The following is a 15,777-nucleotide window of genomic DNA, read 5'->3' on the forward strand; positions in this document are numbered from 1 at the left end:
TTACCTAAACAAGATTCAGCTCTACACTACTGAATTCCAATAATTAAAGTAATATTAATCTAATTCCCGTAGAAAAGTGTCCTGTAAAAACCTGTATACTCTCACTTTCATTAATAAAAAATCAATGGATTATCCTTATTAAATGAGTACTGAGTGTAGAGTTATTATAAAAAAAATATATGTTATACTAAAAAACAAAAAGGCTACTTTACAGTAGCCTTTAGTGATTTAAAACATCTTAGAATAAGACATTACCAATCTGGATTATTTGTTAGTATATTGGGATTTGTTTGAACTTCCGCTATTGGTAGCGGCCATAAATTAAAGCCTGCTTTATATTCTGTATGTGTTGGCGAAAAAGTTATATTTTCAGCATGCTGAGATAAAGCCTCTTCAACCTTACCTAACCTTCTAATATCATATACTTCTTGGAATTCAAAGGAAAGTTCTCTATAACGTTCTTCGTAAACATATTCGGAAAACTCAGACTGTGTCATACCTATTGGGGCATCAGTAGCAATGGCTCTACGTCTTACTCTATTTAAAAACCCATAGGCTTTTTCTGTTGGTCCATTTAAGCTGTTTTCAATTTCAGCAGCCATTAACAGTGCGTCTGCATACCTGTAAATAATCATATCTGGATCTCCGTCACAACAGGACTGATCGAAATCAACATATTTATTTTGAAAAATACCCCAACGCTCATCATACTCTTCACCTTTATAAGTGCGTATAACACCTGTATTATCTTCATAAGAATACAACATGGTAACATCTCTTCGCTCGTCCGTTTCTTCAAAAGAATCATAAAACTCTTGGGTATATCCACCATGAAATTGCCCAATTCCTAACGAAGGATCAAACCTGTTACTTGCTCCCCAAACATGACCAAAAGCCGTACCTTGATCTGCAGAAACCTGTGTTTGTTGCATCGCAAATATGCGCTCATTATTATTATCAACTCTTATAGCGTCTTCATAACTACTTAAAAGGCTATACCCTTGAGGCGTATCTTCTAAATTAAGCACTTCTTGTAATTTGTTTTGAGCTAAGGCCATAGTTGTAGGATCTTGCAAAGGCAAGCCAGCCATTGTTAAATACACTTTTGCTAGTAAAAACTTAGCAGTAGCTTGAATAGGCCGTCCTATTTCTGTTTCGCCACGCTTAATACTAGGTAAACCTGTTTCAGCATCTTGTAAGTCTAAAATAATTTGTTCGTACACTTTAGCTATTGCAGTTCTTGGTAGTTGCGCCCCTACAACCGTAGTTGTAGGCTCTAAAGGCAGTGGTACATCTCCAAAAAGTTGAACTAGATTAAAAAAGGACCATGCCCTTAAAAATTTAGCTTCAGCAATTATTTCTTTACGCTTAATTTCTTCTGCTTCACTTTCAAATTCGCTTCCTTTTAGTTCGGACATAACCACATTAGCCCTAAAAACACCTTGATATAACGGATTCCAAACACGTGGCAAAGAAACGGCATCACTTGCGCTTGTAGTATAGTTACCCCACATTCTTCTCCAAGGAACTCTGGCAATCATTTTTGGAGAAGGCATTACCGCTAAAGAGGCCAAACCAAAATCGAAAAGACTTACAGCTCTATTGTATGAATTATAAACCGAAGTTAATGCTACCTCTGCCTCACCTGCATTTTGATAAAAATTTGATGGGCTAATTTCTGAGTACACCTGTTCATCCAAATCTGAACACGCTACAAGCCCAAAAAATAGAATTATATATTTTAATTTTTTCATTATTATTTTATTTAAAATTAGACAATGATTATAAACCAATATTAAGACCGATTGTGAAATTTTGAGCTCTAGGATAAGAACCAAAATCAATACCTTGAGAAAGATTATTTCCACCACGTATATTAACCTCTGGATCAAATCCTGAGTAATCTGTAATAGTTATCAAGTTTGTGGCTGTAGCATAAACTCTTAAAGAATTTACACCTTTAATTTTTTCTGTTGGAATATTATATCCAAGACTTACATTTTTTAGTCTAATGTATGACCCATCTTCCACAATTGCAGAATTTGGTTGTAAATATTGATTATCAATACGGTCAACATACCTTGGGTTATTTGTAGGATTTTCGGGAGTCCACCTGTTTTCGTACCAATCTTTAAAAACATTATTTGCAGTTCTACCTGTGCTTAGAAAAAGGTTATTAATATTCATTAAATCATTACCTACTGAACCTTGAATAAATATGCCTAAAGTGAAATTTTTATACGAAAAATCGTTGTTCCAACCAAAAATATAATCTGGATTAGTATTTCCAATAATACTTCTATCTTGTCCGTTTATAACGCCGTCCGGAATTCCTTCTGGGCCAGATATATCTTGATACTTATATTGTCCTGGCTCTGGTGTTGTTCCAAAAATAGGCACTGTTGCGGCTCCACTACTGTCAAAATCACTTTCTTGAAGTAAACCTATAACTTTATAACCATATAGTGCACCAAAAGTTTCTCCAACTCGCATAATATTGGATGGGTCGGTAACAATATTTGCTGCGGGTCCAGGTCCAAAAATATCTGCATCTGTATCCCCTAAACTTAAAACAGTTGCTTTATTATTACTCCAATTAAAGTTACTATTCCATTTAAAATCTTTATTATCTACAACATAACCTCCAACTACAATTTCAATTCCTTTATTTTCAATACTTCCAGCATTTGCTGTAATAGAACCTAGTCCGGCAGAGGTTGGTAGCGGAAAATTTAATAATAAATCCTCCGTTGTTTTGTTGTAATAATCAAAAGATGCAGAAAATCTATTTTTTAAAACCCCTATATCTACCCCAACATTAAGTTGTTTTGTTTTTTCCCATTCTAAATTTGGATTCCCAATTCTTGTAGGAGCCAAACCTGAATATAGTACATCTCCATATACCGCATTAGCAGTACCTAAAAGTGTTAAAGATTGTAATGGTTGTATGGATTGCGAACCTGTTATACCATAACTTGCCCTAAATTTTAAATTGGACATGATATCAACATCTTCCAAAAACGCTTCATTTGATGCCGTCCAGCCAAAACCAACTGAAGGAAAATAACCCCATTTTTTATTTTCGGCAAAAACACTTGAGCCATCAGCGCGCCCTGTTAATGAAATGTAATACCTTTTATCATAATTGTAATTTAATCTTGCATAGTAAGAAGACAATACCCTTTCAATTCTAGAACTTGTTGGTATAAAAGGAACCAAACCTAAACCGATATTGTCAGTTGCTAAAACATCTACCGGAAAACCATCTACAATAGTATTTAGCCGACGTGTATCATCAATTTGATAAGAATAACCAGCGGTTGCATCAATATTGCCTAAATTAAATGATTTATTATAAGACAAATAAGATTCAACTAAATAATTACTTGAAGAACTTACATTATAAACAGCTCTACTATCTCGTAACGAACCTATTCTTGTTGTTTTTGGAAAAAACAGTTCTCTTCTACTGTTTGAACTAGTAGTTCCTGTAGACAGATTAAAGGTTAAATTATCTAATATTTTATATCTTGATAGTATACTTATAATTAAGTTTTCGTTATAGGTTTCGTTACGGGTATCTGCCAATTCGACTAGTGGATCTGTAAAAAAATTGGTTGTTCCATCACCTTCATCTATATTATCGCCAGGCGTTGCTGTAGGAGAGTTTTTGTAAGCTGAAAAAACTGCTCCCGAATTAATTATGGCTCCAGAACCTTCTCCTGATCTGTTATTTTTTGTACGCACATAATTTACAGATGTACTTGTGGTTAACCTATCGGTAAGGGTATTATCGATATTCAATCTAATATTACCTCTAGAAAAATCAGTAAACTTAACAACACCTCCATTTTCTAAATAGTTAGCCGATAAGAAATATCTAGACTTGTCTCCACCTCCAGATAGCGTAAGCTGGTACCTATTTGTTACCCCTGTTCTCAAAATTCTATCCAACCAATCTGTAGTTGATGTGTTTTCTGGTAATGGTCTTGGGTCTCCATCAAAGGGTAGTTCTGCATCACCGTTTCTTAAGGCTACTTCATTTCTCCATGCTGCATAAGTTGGACCATCTAAAACTTCGGGAAAATCTTGAATATTACTAAATCCTGTTTCAGCTGTAAAATTAATTTGAGTTGCTTGCTGATAGGCTCCCTTTTTTGTTGTTACAATGATTACTCCGTTAGCACCACGAGAGCCATATATGGCGGTTGATGATGCATCTTTGAGAATCTCAACAGATTCAATCTCTGCTGGGTTTAAGAAACTTAAAATATTAGATGAAGTTTGGTTACCATCCCCAGCTCCATTCGCACTTGCTTCAGACCCTGTAGGCATGGGGTACCCATCAATGACTACCAGCGGAGAATTATCTCCCAAGATAGAATTATTTCCTCTAATCCTAATTGTAACCTCTCCTCCAGGCTCACTAGATGTATTCACGATATCTAATCCAGCAGTTCTACCTTGAAGTGCCATATCAAATGTAGGCACTGGCATTGAAGCAATATCTTCTCCTTTAACAGAACCTATAGAACCGACTAAATCAGCCCTGCTTTGTGTTCCATAACCAACTACAACTACTTCATTAAGGCTCTGTGCATCTTCTTCCAAGGATAGGTTAATATTAGATTTTCCACTAACAGAGAACTCTTGGGTTTTAAAACCTACATAAGAAAATACTAATATCTGTTCTCCTTTTATCAATTTAATTTCAAAATTACCATCAAAATCTGTTACCGTTCCATTGTTTGTAGTTTTTTGCAAAACATTAACTCCAGGCAAAGGAATACCATCTTCAGAAGTCACTGTTCCTTTTACAACATTCCCCTGCGCAAACATCCCCAACGAGAATATTATTAAACAGAACGATAATGTTTTTTTCATTTTTTTAATGCGTTTGTTTTTCATCATATCATTTATTTTAGTTTAATTGGTTATTAAGTTGATTGATGTAATAATAAATTGATTTTATTATAAACGCATCCTGCAAAACCCTGCAAACAAACTAGCAAACAAAGACTTATAAATAATAAATGAAGTAAAAATTGATTTTAAGAAGAAACCTCTATAGAAAAACAAACGAAGCTTAAATACACAATCTTTATAGGTGCTAACCCTATATAATATTAGGAGAATAACCACAAATTTTTCTTAAATAGATTTTTTTATATTGTAATCTAATGACCCAAAGTATGGCCGTTTACAATTTATTTTTTAGACAAAAAATTAAAAAGCAGGGTATTGCAGGATAACTATATTCTTCTTAATATATAATTTTACATTGCGCTTCCTTTGAAGCAAAATTACCGGGCTAAACATTTAAATTATGAACAAAAAATCACTTTTACTTTTTTCTCTTTTGCACTTTACTATTTTATTTAGTTTACAAAGCCAAAACACAGATAGGCCTAATGTTATTTTAATTCTTGCTGATGATCTTGGTTATAGCGATATAGGGTGTTATGGAGGCGAAATAAAAACCCCTGCTTTAGACCAAATGGCAAATGGAGGCATGAGACTAACTAGCATGTATAATGCAGGTATGTGCGTAATTTCTAGAAGTTCTATGTTAACAGGAAAATGGTGGCCCAAAGTTGGTTACTGTATAAAAAACGAAATGAACATTGCACAAAAACTTAAAGCATCTGGATACCGAACAGGTTTAATAGGCAAATGGCACCTTAATGGAGAGCCTAATGATAAAGGGTTTGATTATTTTTTCGGATTTTTAGGTGGTTATTCTAGTTACTATAAAGGTGGTAAAGATTATCGTATTAATAAAAAACCTTTTAATAATTTTGGAGATGATTTTTACAGCACAGATGCGTTTACAGATTATGCTATTGATTTTATAAATCCAGAAAAAAACAAAAACAACAAACCCTTTTTTTTATATCTAAGCTATCAGTCACCACATAATCCTCTGCAAGCGCCAAAGGAACAAATTATGGCACATAGAGGCAAGTATTTAAAAGGATGGCAGGCTATCCGTAATGCCCGAATAAAAAATCAGATTAAATTTGGCATTATAAACAAAGAAACTCCATTACCAGATTATCCTAAAAATTTACCCAATTGGGATACTTTAACTCCAGAACAGAAAGATTTGGAAGATCTACGCATGTCAGTATACGCCGCCATGGTAGAGCGTATGGATAATGGTATAGATAAACTATTACACGCACTAGAAGCCAATGGCCAAATAGAAAACACGTTAATTCTATTTATGAGTGATAATGGCACCGACTCCTTTTCTGTAATGGATGATGTGATGCTAAAAAAAGGATTGCTACCAGGCGATGTAGGCTCTAATTACCAACCGGGAACAGGATGGGCTTATGCTAGTGTTACTCCCAATAGACTATATAAAATTAGCCAACATAATGGTGGTGTAAAAACTGGGGCAATTGCGTATTGGCCTAAAGGAATTAAAAAGAAGGGGGCAATATATACTGAAGACTTACATATGGTAGATATTATGCCTACAATTTTAGATCTTACAAATTCCTATAAAAAAGACAAAAGCATATCAGATAATTATGTAGGAGAATCGTTCTCCTCGATATTCAAAGGGCAAAAGTTTAATAGGAAATCAGCATTATATTTTCAATTTATGGATAATAGAGCCATACGTACAAAAAACTACAGTTTAGTGGAAGTAGATGGTTCTGGTTGGGAAATATATAACACCAAAAAAGATCCATTAGAAACAAATGATTTATCCCAAACACTAAATAAAAAAACAAGTAAATTAGACAAAAAATGGCTGAACTGGTGGAAAGAACAAAGTAATGAACCTAGCTACACGCCCAAAAGCACAGCTACTAGCATCCATTACACACCTCAAGGAGATAAAGGCTCTGGCCGCCAATATGTGCCAACTGCCATGCCACATAAACTTAAAGAAAAATACTCTATAAATTAAATATACCTTCAAACCAAAGGCAACCCTGCGTAGCTTGAAATTATAAATTATTAAAATCCAGAGACTTTAAACATTAACAAAACAAACTGTTTTAGCGTTATTATAATCTATTCAAAACCCGAATCTAAACTAAAAAAACAGCTTGAACAACTTAAAGCTAGTTGTCCATTTTAAAAGTTTTTAGATATTCACTAGGCGTTTTTTTAAATTGTTTTTTAAAACAAGTTCTAAAATATTTAGGATCTGAAAAACCAACCATAAAAACGACTTCTGTTATTGAATAGCGCCCAGACTTAATAAGGTTTGCTGCTCGTTTTATTCTAATAGTTCTAATAAACTCTGTTGTTGACACCCCAGTAATAGACTTAATTTTATTAAAAAGCGCAGAGCGACTCATCCCCATATCTGACGCAAATTTTTCTGAAGAATAACCGGAATTGTCAATGTTTTTCTTAATTATTTTTAAAGATTTTTTTAAAAACTCTTTATCTAATTTACTGGATAATTCTTTCCAAGAAGAGGATGTAGACTTTGTTTTAAATTTTTCTGCCCATTGTTGTTTTGTTCTTAAAATATTATTAACACGAAGTCTTAACACTTCCATATTAAATGGTTTTAAAACAAATTCATCTGCCCCTGTTTCCAAGCCTTCTTTTTCGTTTTCTATACCTGCCTTAGCAGTGAGTATTATCACTGGAATATGGCTCGTTGTTAAATTATTTTTAATTTTTTTACACATTTCTATACCTGTCATTTTAGGCATCATTAAGTCTGAAATAATTAAATCAGGGGCCAATTCTAGAGCTATTTTTAATCCCTCTTCTCCATTTGAAGCGGTTAATACTTTATAGAAATTTTGAAAGTATTCAAATAAATACTCCCTTAGATCCTTATTGTCTTCTACTACTAAAATAGTTTGAGTTCGTTTTTCGTGTTTCACCGTTTTAATCACCTTAGACGACTCTGTAAGCATGTCTTTAAAATCCTTAACTTCATTCTTTACAAAACTAAAATCATATTGTTTTGGTTGCAATTCCAGTATAGAATCTACTTCATAATCCTCCTTAGAAATAGGAAAAGTAACAGACACTGTGGTTCCTTTTTCAATAACACTATCGATACTAATTTTTCCTTTATGAATTTCAATAAGTCTTCTTGTATACGCTAGCCCTAACCCAGACCCAACTTGTATAGCATTACTTTCCTTATTAACTTGATAAAACCTTTCGAAAATACCTGATAGCTCTGCTTGAGGTATCCCTATACCCTGATCCACAACCTTAATAACAGCATCCATTTTATTATTAATAATTTCTGTTTCCAAGATTAACTCAATGCTTTTATTTGGGGCCGTAAATTTAAAGGCATTGGATAATAGGTTATATATTATCTTTTCAATTTTATCGTTATCAAACCATGCATCAATAAAACTTTCGTTTGTTTTAAAAGTAAATTTTATTTGTCTTTCTTTAGCTATTTCTTGAAAAGCACGATGTATTTCTTCCAAAAAGCTTACCAAATCACTCTGCTCTACTACTAAATTTATATTACTAGATTCTGCTTTCCTAAAATCAAGCAATTGATTGATTAAGCGCAACAAACGTGTTGAATTTTTATACATTATAGCGTTTAAACGCTGCAAATATTCTACATCATTACTCCCTTTCATAATCTGCTCAAGTGGCCCAATGATTAAAGTTAATGGTGTTCTTAATTCGTGAGAAATATTGGTGAAAAAACGAAGTTTCATTTGGTTTATTTCTTCAGACTTTTCATAAAGCGCACTATCTAATTTAAGTTTATTTTTTAGTTGAACTTGATGTAAACGAACCTTAAAAACAACATATATAATTAATATAATAACTCCTATAAAAGTGATAACAGCTAATTTTGTAAAATACCATGGAGGAGCAATTGTAATGGCAATTTCTTTAGGGGAATCACTCCAAACACCCGAGCTATTTGAACCGTAAACCTTAAAAACATAATTACCTGGAGGTATGTTTGTATAAGATGCAAATTTACGTTCCCGAATTACAGAAGCCTGTGATTTATCTTCAAACCCTTCCAAAATAAATTTATATCTATTTTTTTTGGGGCTAGAAAAATGCATACTCGAAAAAACAAATTCAAAAGAATTCAAATTATAAGGTAACGCTATTTTTTTGGTATCATTTATACCTGACGTTAATAGAATTTGTCCATCAACTTTTTGATTAACCTGAACAGATTCATTAAAAAGTTTAAAATCGGTAATCGTTATCTGTGGCTTTTTAGTATTAACCGTTAAATTATTTGGCTGAAAAAATGTAAAACCATTAACTCCCCCGCAAAGCATTGTTCCAGAAGATGTAAACTCCATAGCATTTCCCATAAATTGGTCTACATTAAATCCATCTTTTCTTTCGAAATGTATAAAAGCACCGGTAGTAGGATTTAATTTTGAAATTTGCCTAATATGCATTAACCATATATTTCCTTCAAAATCTTCTCTTATTTGTGATACCACATCATTTGGTAAACCATTTTCCACGTTATAACGAGTAAACTCGACCTTGCCCGTATTTGAATAACTTAAGCGATTTAAACCGCCGCCATAAGTTCCAATATAAAGATCCCCGTTTTTAGCTTGATGAATATCGAGTATATGATCGCTACTTAAAGTATTATTATCTAAGGGATGATTAAAAAATTTCTCGAAAGTTACATTTCCCGATTTAGAACGTTTCAATTTATTAAGGCCCTTAATGGTTCCTATCCAAAGATTTCCATGGTTATCCTCTACGATATCGGTTATATTATTATTAGATAAACTTGTAGAATCTCTACTCGACATTCTATAGTTCACGGTTTGATAGGCATTATTTGCTTTATTAAAAACCAGTTTCATCAAGCCATTTTCCCATGCCCCAAACCAAATAGCCCCGTTTCTATCTTCTTCTATTGCAAAAACACGACTATTTATTTTATTACCCAGGTTGTCTTTTATGTCCTCTATTTCTTTAATTTTATACTGTTGAGATTGCTCTTCAAATTCAATCTTAAATAAACCATTTAAAGCACCTACCCAAATAGCCTCTTCTTTATCGCTCATTAATCGCTTAACTTCTGGCAAAGCAGATGGCTTATTTATTTTCTCTTTATTAATTGAAGAACTATATATTATGGGTGTTTTAGGTTTAGTTCCTGTCTCATCCTTTAAAGTGCTTTTATGAAAAGCTTTAATAATACCGTCTCTAGTACCTATCCAAATATTTTCTTTAAGATCTTCACACATAGATACTATCGGCGATCTGAACAACTCCAAGGATTGATTAGAATTTAAATATTCGGTAGAATTGTAAAACGTGTGGCTATCTAAATCCATTTTATACAACCCAAAATCTAAAGTACATAGCCAAACTATATTAGAATTATCAATAAAGATGTCTCGGATGTCCTGACTACCTATCAAGGATTTTAATTGATTATTTCTAGATAGGTCATTAATTACTCTAGATTCGGTATCAAAATTCAGAAGTAATTTATTACCCGCAATCCATATTCTGCCTTCGTTATCACTGCATATACTTACACCCCGAACAACTTCCGATTCATCGTAGTTTATTGTTGAATATAGTTCTATTTTTTCGGATGCGGTAACCTTAAAATCTTCATCAACTTTTAATTTTAATAGCTCAAGTTTATTATTAATAATCCAAATGGTATTCTTTGGATATTCCAACATATCCAACACAACAGTCCCCTTAGTAAATGAGGCATCTGTATAATTGGTAGATTCAATACTTAATTGCGGTGTTTTACCGTCTCTAATTATATCAACTTGATGTAACTTTACTTTTTGATTTGGTGTAAAAAACCAATATTTATCATTTTTAGAAGGAATTATATTTTGAATATTTAAGTTTAAGCCTCCATATTTACTTAAAAAAAACTCATATTCTAATTTCCCTTGATCATCTATTTCAAAAAATTTTATTCCGTTATAATCATTAATAAAGAAAACACCAGATTTCGATTGTTGAATACTAACTTTACCTTCATATCGAGGCTCTCCTCTTCCTTTAAAATAAACATCAACTTCATCTGTATTTGGGTTTATTCTGTTCAAGCCCTCACCTGTTCCTACCCAAACATAACCTGCTCTATCTTCAAACAACTTATACACCACATTACTACTAAGCCCCTTATTATTAAGACCATAATGATATTGTTTCATGGAGTAACCATCATATTTATTCACTCCATTTAAAGTGCCAAACCACAAATACCCTCCTTTATCCTGTATAATACTTGTTACAGAGTTATGAGATAAGCCTTCTTCGCCGGCTATCTGGTTTAACCGCCATTGCGAAAACATGGATGAATACAGAAATAAGAAAGGAATGAGAAAAGTAAATTTCTTCAATTTTTTATTGATATTTTAAAATTAAACAACTGTGCTAAATTTAGGTATAAATTAATACCAAAGTATCCTGTAAAGAGAAAATTATCCAAACTAATGTATCTAACAAGCACGACAAAACCTACGCAACCAACTATAATTAAGCCACATACTAACAAAATAATCTTTATTACCACAGAAACAACAGGATGGTATTTTGGGGTTTTGAATGTATTATTGCTTAATAACACACAGTATATTAATTCAAAACTCTTTATTATGAAAAAATATTTAAAAGTATTATTATCTCTTTATTTCTTATTTGGCATGTCAATTATGGTCAATGCACAATCTCCAAATGATGAGCAATCAAGAAAAGGTGCTGCTAGGTTTGTTCAAAACTTAGAAAAAGAAATCACATTAACAACAGAGAAGAGCGAAAAAATCAAAGAATTTAAGTTTGTTCACATATCTAACTTAAAGCAAGTTAACCAAAAATATAAAGAGACTCCAGAATTTAAAGCTAAAAGACAAGAAGCAACCAAAATATACAATAGAGCTTTAGTTAAAGCTTTTGGTAATGAACGAGCTAAAGAAATTATCAAAGCAAGTAAGAAAAAAAAATAATTATCAATTAATCTAAAACTATTTATTATGAAAAAACAATTACTATTTATTGCCGCACTAGTAATGTGCGTAACACAATCTTTTGCACAAGACTTTGTTGCTGGAAATTTAAACTTTTCTATTCAAACGAACGGTACCGAAGTAAGTTGCAAGGGTTTTGTTGCTGGAATGGAATCGGCCTCATTAGTTATTCCAGAAAAAGTAACTGACCCAGCTACTAATACAGAATACAACGTTGCCGTTATTGCAGGTGGTGCCTTTTATAATAATACTGGGATCAACGACCAAATTATCACTTCTATTTCGTTACCTGGAAGTATAAAGCTTGTAGGGGTTAATGCGTTTAGAGAACTGCTTAATTTAACTACAGTGACTTTTGCTCCTTCTACTGTTGATGTTTCTTTATTAAGATTTGAAGATGCTATTTTTTGGGGCTGTACTAGCCTTACCAGTATTGATTTAACAGGAACAAACATTAATTTTGGACGTGGTATAGGAACTCCAGCTAGTAAATCAGGTAGGAATTTATTTAGAGATTGTACTAGTTTAACATCTTTTACACTTAAAAACAATACCCTAACAAGTAGAGTATATACAGGTGCATTTAGTGGTTGTACAAGTTTAGAAACTGTTGATTTCTCAGGTACTGCAATTACAACGTTTAGTCCTAATGCATTTCTTAATTGTACTGCTTTAAAAACTTTATACTTAGGTGCAGATGCGGCTCCAAATACCGTAAATGCAACTGCTTTTGGTGGTATTACTGCTCCAATTTCTGGGGGTCAATTATTTGTGCCAACTGCTACTGGGGTAACTAATTATACAGACGCTACTAATTTTGAATGGGAATCTTATTTCACTATTCTATCAGGTACTACTTTATCAACTGATCGCATAGTATCTGCATCTAACTTTAAGTTATATCCTAACCCAGCAACAAAGAGTATTAGTGTATCTAAAGCCGTAGTTTCTGCAAAAATATATAGTATGTTAGGTAAAGAAATCAAAACATTTACTAATCAAAAAGAATTTGATGTTTCTAACTTATCAAAAGGTGTTTACCTTTTTAAAGCTAAGTTTGAAAACAATACGACAGAAACTATTCGCTTTGTAAAGCAATAACATTCATTTTTGCTTTTGCTTTTGCTTTTGCTTTTGCTTTTGCTTTTGCTTTTGCTTAAAGCTAAAAATATTAGATAAACAATAAGGCTCATAGGTTTTAAAATCCTATGAGCCTTTTGTATTACAATAACTTAATGTGTAATATTGATATAAGTAACTCTATGTATGCCATTTAACCAAATTTATAAAACAAGACCATGCTTATTTCAATAAAATTTTAATTCAATATTATAGAAAAAAATATAAATTAAAACAAAGCCAATAAAATAATGAAGATCGAAACTGATTGCCATAAATATATTCACTTAGTGTTTATTATTTAAATTGAATCTCTATCAATAAAATTAAAAGGTACTTTAAACCTCCCTCTCTCCTTGTTTAAAATCATTTTAGCTGCTGTTTCTCCCATAATATCAAAATCTGTAGATACAACTGAAATTCCAAAAAGAGACTTTAAAGGAGTGTCATTGTAAGAAATAACGCCAACATCTTCTCCTAGCACATATTCTTGTTCTCTAGCCTGTGTTATAAAATTTACTAAATCAGACTCCTCAATGATTATAAATAAATCATCCTTTTTCATTATGATATCATCATAAATCTCATCCAACACTTCAAAATCAAATTGATATTCTCCACAAAATTTTCCAATGCCACGCCAAATTCTTCTTGGATAAGGATAAACAGATTCTCTGGGATATACAAGCACTACTCTCTTGTACTTGGATAATTTTTGAATCCCAAGCTTTAAAGCTGTATAAACATCATTCTCAAAATCTTGATAAACCGTAATAATCTGATTTTCGTCACTCTCCAATGCATTATCCAATAAAATAAGCTTATTCTCTGGTATTTTTTTCAAAGCTAAAGATACCGTTTCAGTCATACTAACATGCTGAAGCTTTTCTGTTTTAAAATGAGGCATAATTACATAATAATCATAAGACGATTTATGTTTGGTTAACAAATTTAAGAATAGCGTTTCATCACAATGATAAATATGTAAATCGGTTTGAGCATTAGCCCCCATACCATTTACGAAAGAGTTATAAATTCTCATTTTATAAGAGCTCAATTTATTAACAAGAAACAAAATATTAATTTTAGAAATAAGTTTGGTTCTTGCTATATAAAATCCTTTACCTCTAATTGATGAAATAACATTACGCTCCTTTAAAATATTATACGCCTTTTCAACGGTGTCTCTAGAGACATAAAGCTCTTCACTGAAACTATTAATTGATGGAATTTTTTCATCCATTTCTAAATTTCCAATGGCAATATTATGAATTATTGATTTTACAATTTGTTGATATTTTGATTCTCTTGAATCCTCATCAATTTGAACAAAATTTGATATTTCCATAAAATTTATTTTTTTAAAGTTGAAAAAAAAACCGTTCCTAAATCTTTACATGTAATTTTATAAACTCATTTAATTTATTAATTTCTAATAAAAAAATCGGTATTCAAAATTACCTAAGAACGAAAAAAAAATCGGGGAAATATAGCTTTTATAAGAGGTGATATGTCTTCAATAACGAAAAAAACAAACACACAATAATCTGAATAACAACAAATTAAATAATTTACAAGTCAATAAAAATGAAGGCATTATAAAAAATGCTAATTTAAACAAATACACAAATTTTGAAGTTTAAGCTGTTGGTGTTTCCTCTAGCAAATATTTCTTCATACACGTTTCTGCCTTCTCAACCATAAGTCTACTGCCGCAAAAAATTGGACACCTTTGATGTAGAGTACTCGGCTTTATATCCATAATTCTTATGTAACCATCACTAGCTTTTCCACCAGCTTGTTCTGTCAAAAACGCCATAGGATTACACTCATATAATAAACGCAACTTTCCTTCTGGATTTTTAGAACTTGTAGGGTACATATAAATACCGCCATTAATTAAATTTCTGTGAAAATCTGAAACCATCGAACCTACATAGCGATAAGTATAGGGCCGGTTTCCTTCTTCTGCTTGGCAAAATTTTAAATAATCTTTTACTCCTTGAGGGAAATGGGTGTAATTACCATTGTTAATAGAAAACGTATTTCCATTTTCGGGAAAACGCATATTGGCATGCGATAAATAAAACGACCCTATGGCAGGATTTAATGTAAAGCCATTAACTCCATGTCCTGTGGTGTAAACCAACATAGTAGATGTACCATAAATTATATACCCTGCTGCTACTTGCTCATTTCCTTTTTGTAAAAAATCTTCTTTTTTTACCGGCATTCCCATAGGAGTTGATCTTCTGTAAATTGAAAAAATGGTTCCTACACTTACATTAACATCAATATTAGACGACCCATCTAATGGATCAATTAATACCACATATTTATTTCTATGTGAATTTGTTTTACCTTGAATTGTAATAAAATCCTCCTCTTCTTCACTAGTAATACCACATACTATTTCCCTGTTAATTAAGGCTGTTTTAAAAACATTGTTAGCAAAAAGATCTAATTTTTGTTGATCTTCACCTTGAATGTTAGTTTCTCCTACCGTCCCAATAATATCTACCAAACCAGCTTTTCCAACTTCATGATTTACCACTTTGGCGGCCAATCTAATTGAATTTAATAATCTTGAAAGTTCACCAGAGGAGTATTTAAAATGTTTTTGATTTTCAATGATAAACTCACCCAAAGTTATATGCTTATTCTCCATAATCAACTTAGCATTATTGCTTAAATATTATAT

Annotated in this window: 8 protein-coding genes; 3 read left to right on the plus strand and 5 right to left on the minus strand. The window is 32.1% G+C overall.

Annotated features, from left to right (window positions below):
• Nucleotides 1-251: 251 nt before the first annotated feature.
• The gene (locus DFQ06_RS04605) at nucleotides 252-1,754 is read right to left on the minus strand and encodes a RagB/SusD family nutrient uptake outer membrane protein (RefSeq protein ID WP_133966262.1); all 1,503 of its coding nucleotides are present in this window, start codon (nucleotides 1,752-1,754) and stop codon (nucleotides 252-254) included.
• Nucleotides 1,755-1,782: 28 nt separating this feature from the next.
• Entirely contained in the window at nucleotides 1,783-4,884 is a 3,102-nt protein-coding gene (locus DFQ06_RS04610) for a SusC/RagA family TonB-linked outer membrane protein (protein WP_159140031.1), read from the minus strand.
• Between the two features lie 442 nt (nucleotides 4,885-5,326).
• Here DFQ06_RS04610 and DFQ06_RS04615 point away from each other — a divergent pair, with 442 nt between their 5' ends.
• Entirely contained in the window at nucleotides 5,327-6,925 is a 1,599-nt protein-coding gene (locus tag DFQ06_RS04615; RefSeq protein WP_133966266.1) for an arylsulfatase, read from the plus strand.
• A 157-nt stretch (nucleotides 6,926-7,082) separates the two neighbouring features.
• Here the strand turns inward: DFQ06_RS04615 and DFQ06_RS04620 are convergent, their stop codons facing one another.
• Nucleotides 7,083-11,333 (minus strand): two-component regulator propeller domain-containing protein, encoded by a 4,251-nt coding sequence (locus DFQ06_RS04620; protein WP_133966268.1) that lies wholly within the window; start codon nucleotides 11,331-11,333, stop codon nucleotides 7,083-7,085.
• Nucleotides 11,334-11,588: 255 nt separating this feature from the next.
• On the opposite strand from DFQ06_RS04620, the gene DFQ06_RS04625 reads away from it, so the two are divergent.
• Both DFQ06_RS04625 and DFQ06_RS04630 read left to right on the plus strand, forming a co-directional pair.
• A complete protein-coding gene (locus DFQ06_RS04625) occupies nucleotides 11,589-11,936 on the plus strand; it encodes a hypothetical protein (RefSeq protein ID WP_133966270.1) in 348 nt (115 codons plus the stop codon).
• Nucleotides 11,937-11,963: 27 nt separating this feature from the next.
• Nucleotides 11,964-13,058 carry a leucine-rich repeat domain-containing protein gene (locus tag DFQ06_RS04630; RefSeq protein WP_133966272.1) on the plus strand — a complete coding sequence of 365 codons (1,095 nt, stop codon included), beginning with the start codon at nucleotides 11,964-11,966 and terminating at the stop codon, nucleotides 13,056-13,058.
• 319 nt (nucleotides 13,059-13,377) lie between these two features.
• On the opposite strand, the gene DFQ06_RS04635 is transcribed toward DFQ06_RS04630, so the two are convergent.
• Both DFQ06_RS04635 and fbp read right to left on the minus strand, forming a co-directional pair.
• Nucleotides 13,378-14,424 carry a GntR family transcriptional regulator gene (locus tag DFQ06_RS04635; RefSeq protein WP_074935486.1) on the minus strand — a complete coding sequence of 349 codons (1,047 nt, stop codon included), beginning with the start codon at nucleotides 14,422-14,424 and terminating at the stop codon, nucleotides 13,378-13,380.
• Between the two features lie 291 nt (nucleotides 14,425-14,715).
• A complete protein-coding gene (fbp, locus tag DFQ06_RS04640) occupies nucleotides 14,716-15,744 on the minus strand; it encodes a class 1 fructose-bisphosphatase (RefSeq protein WP_074935487.1) in 1,029 nt (342 codons plus the stop codon).
• Nucleotides 15,745-15,777 lie beyond the last annotated feature (33 nt).

The organism is Algibacter lectus (genome assembly GCF_004368925.1).
In the GTDB taxonomy this organism is placed as follows: Bacteria; Bacteroidota; Bacteroidia; order Flavobacteriales; family Flavobacteriaceae; genus Algibacter; species Algibacter lectus.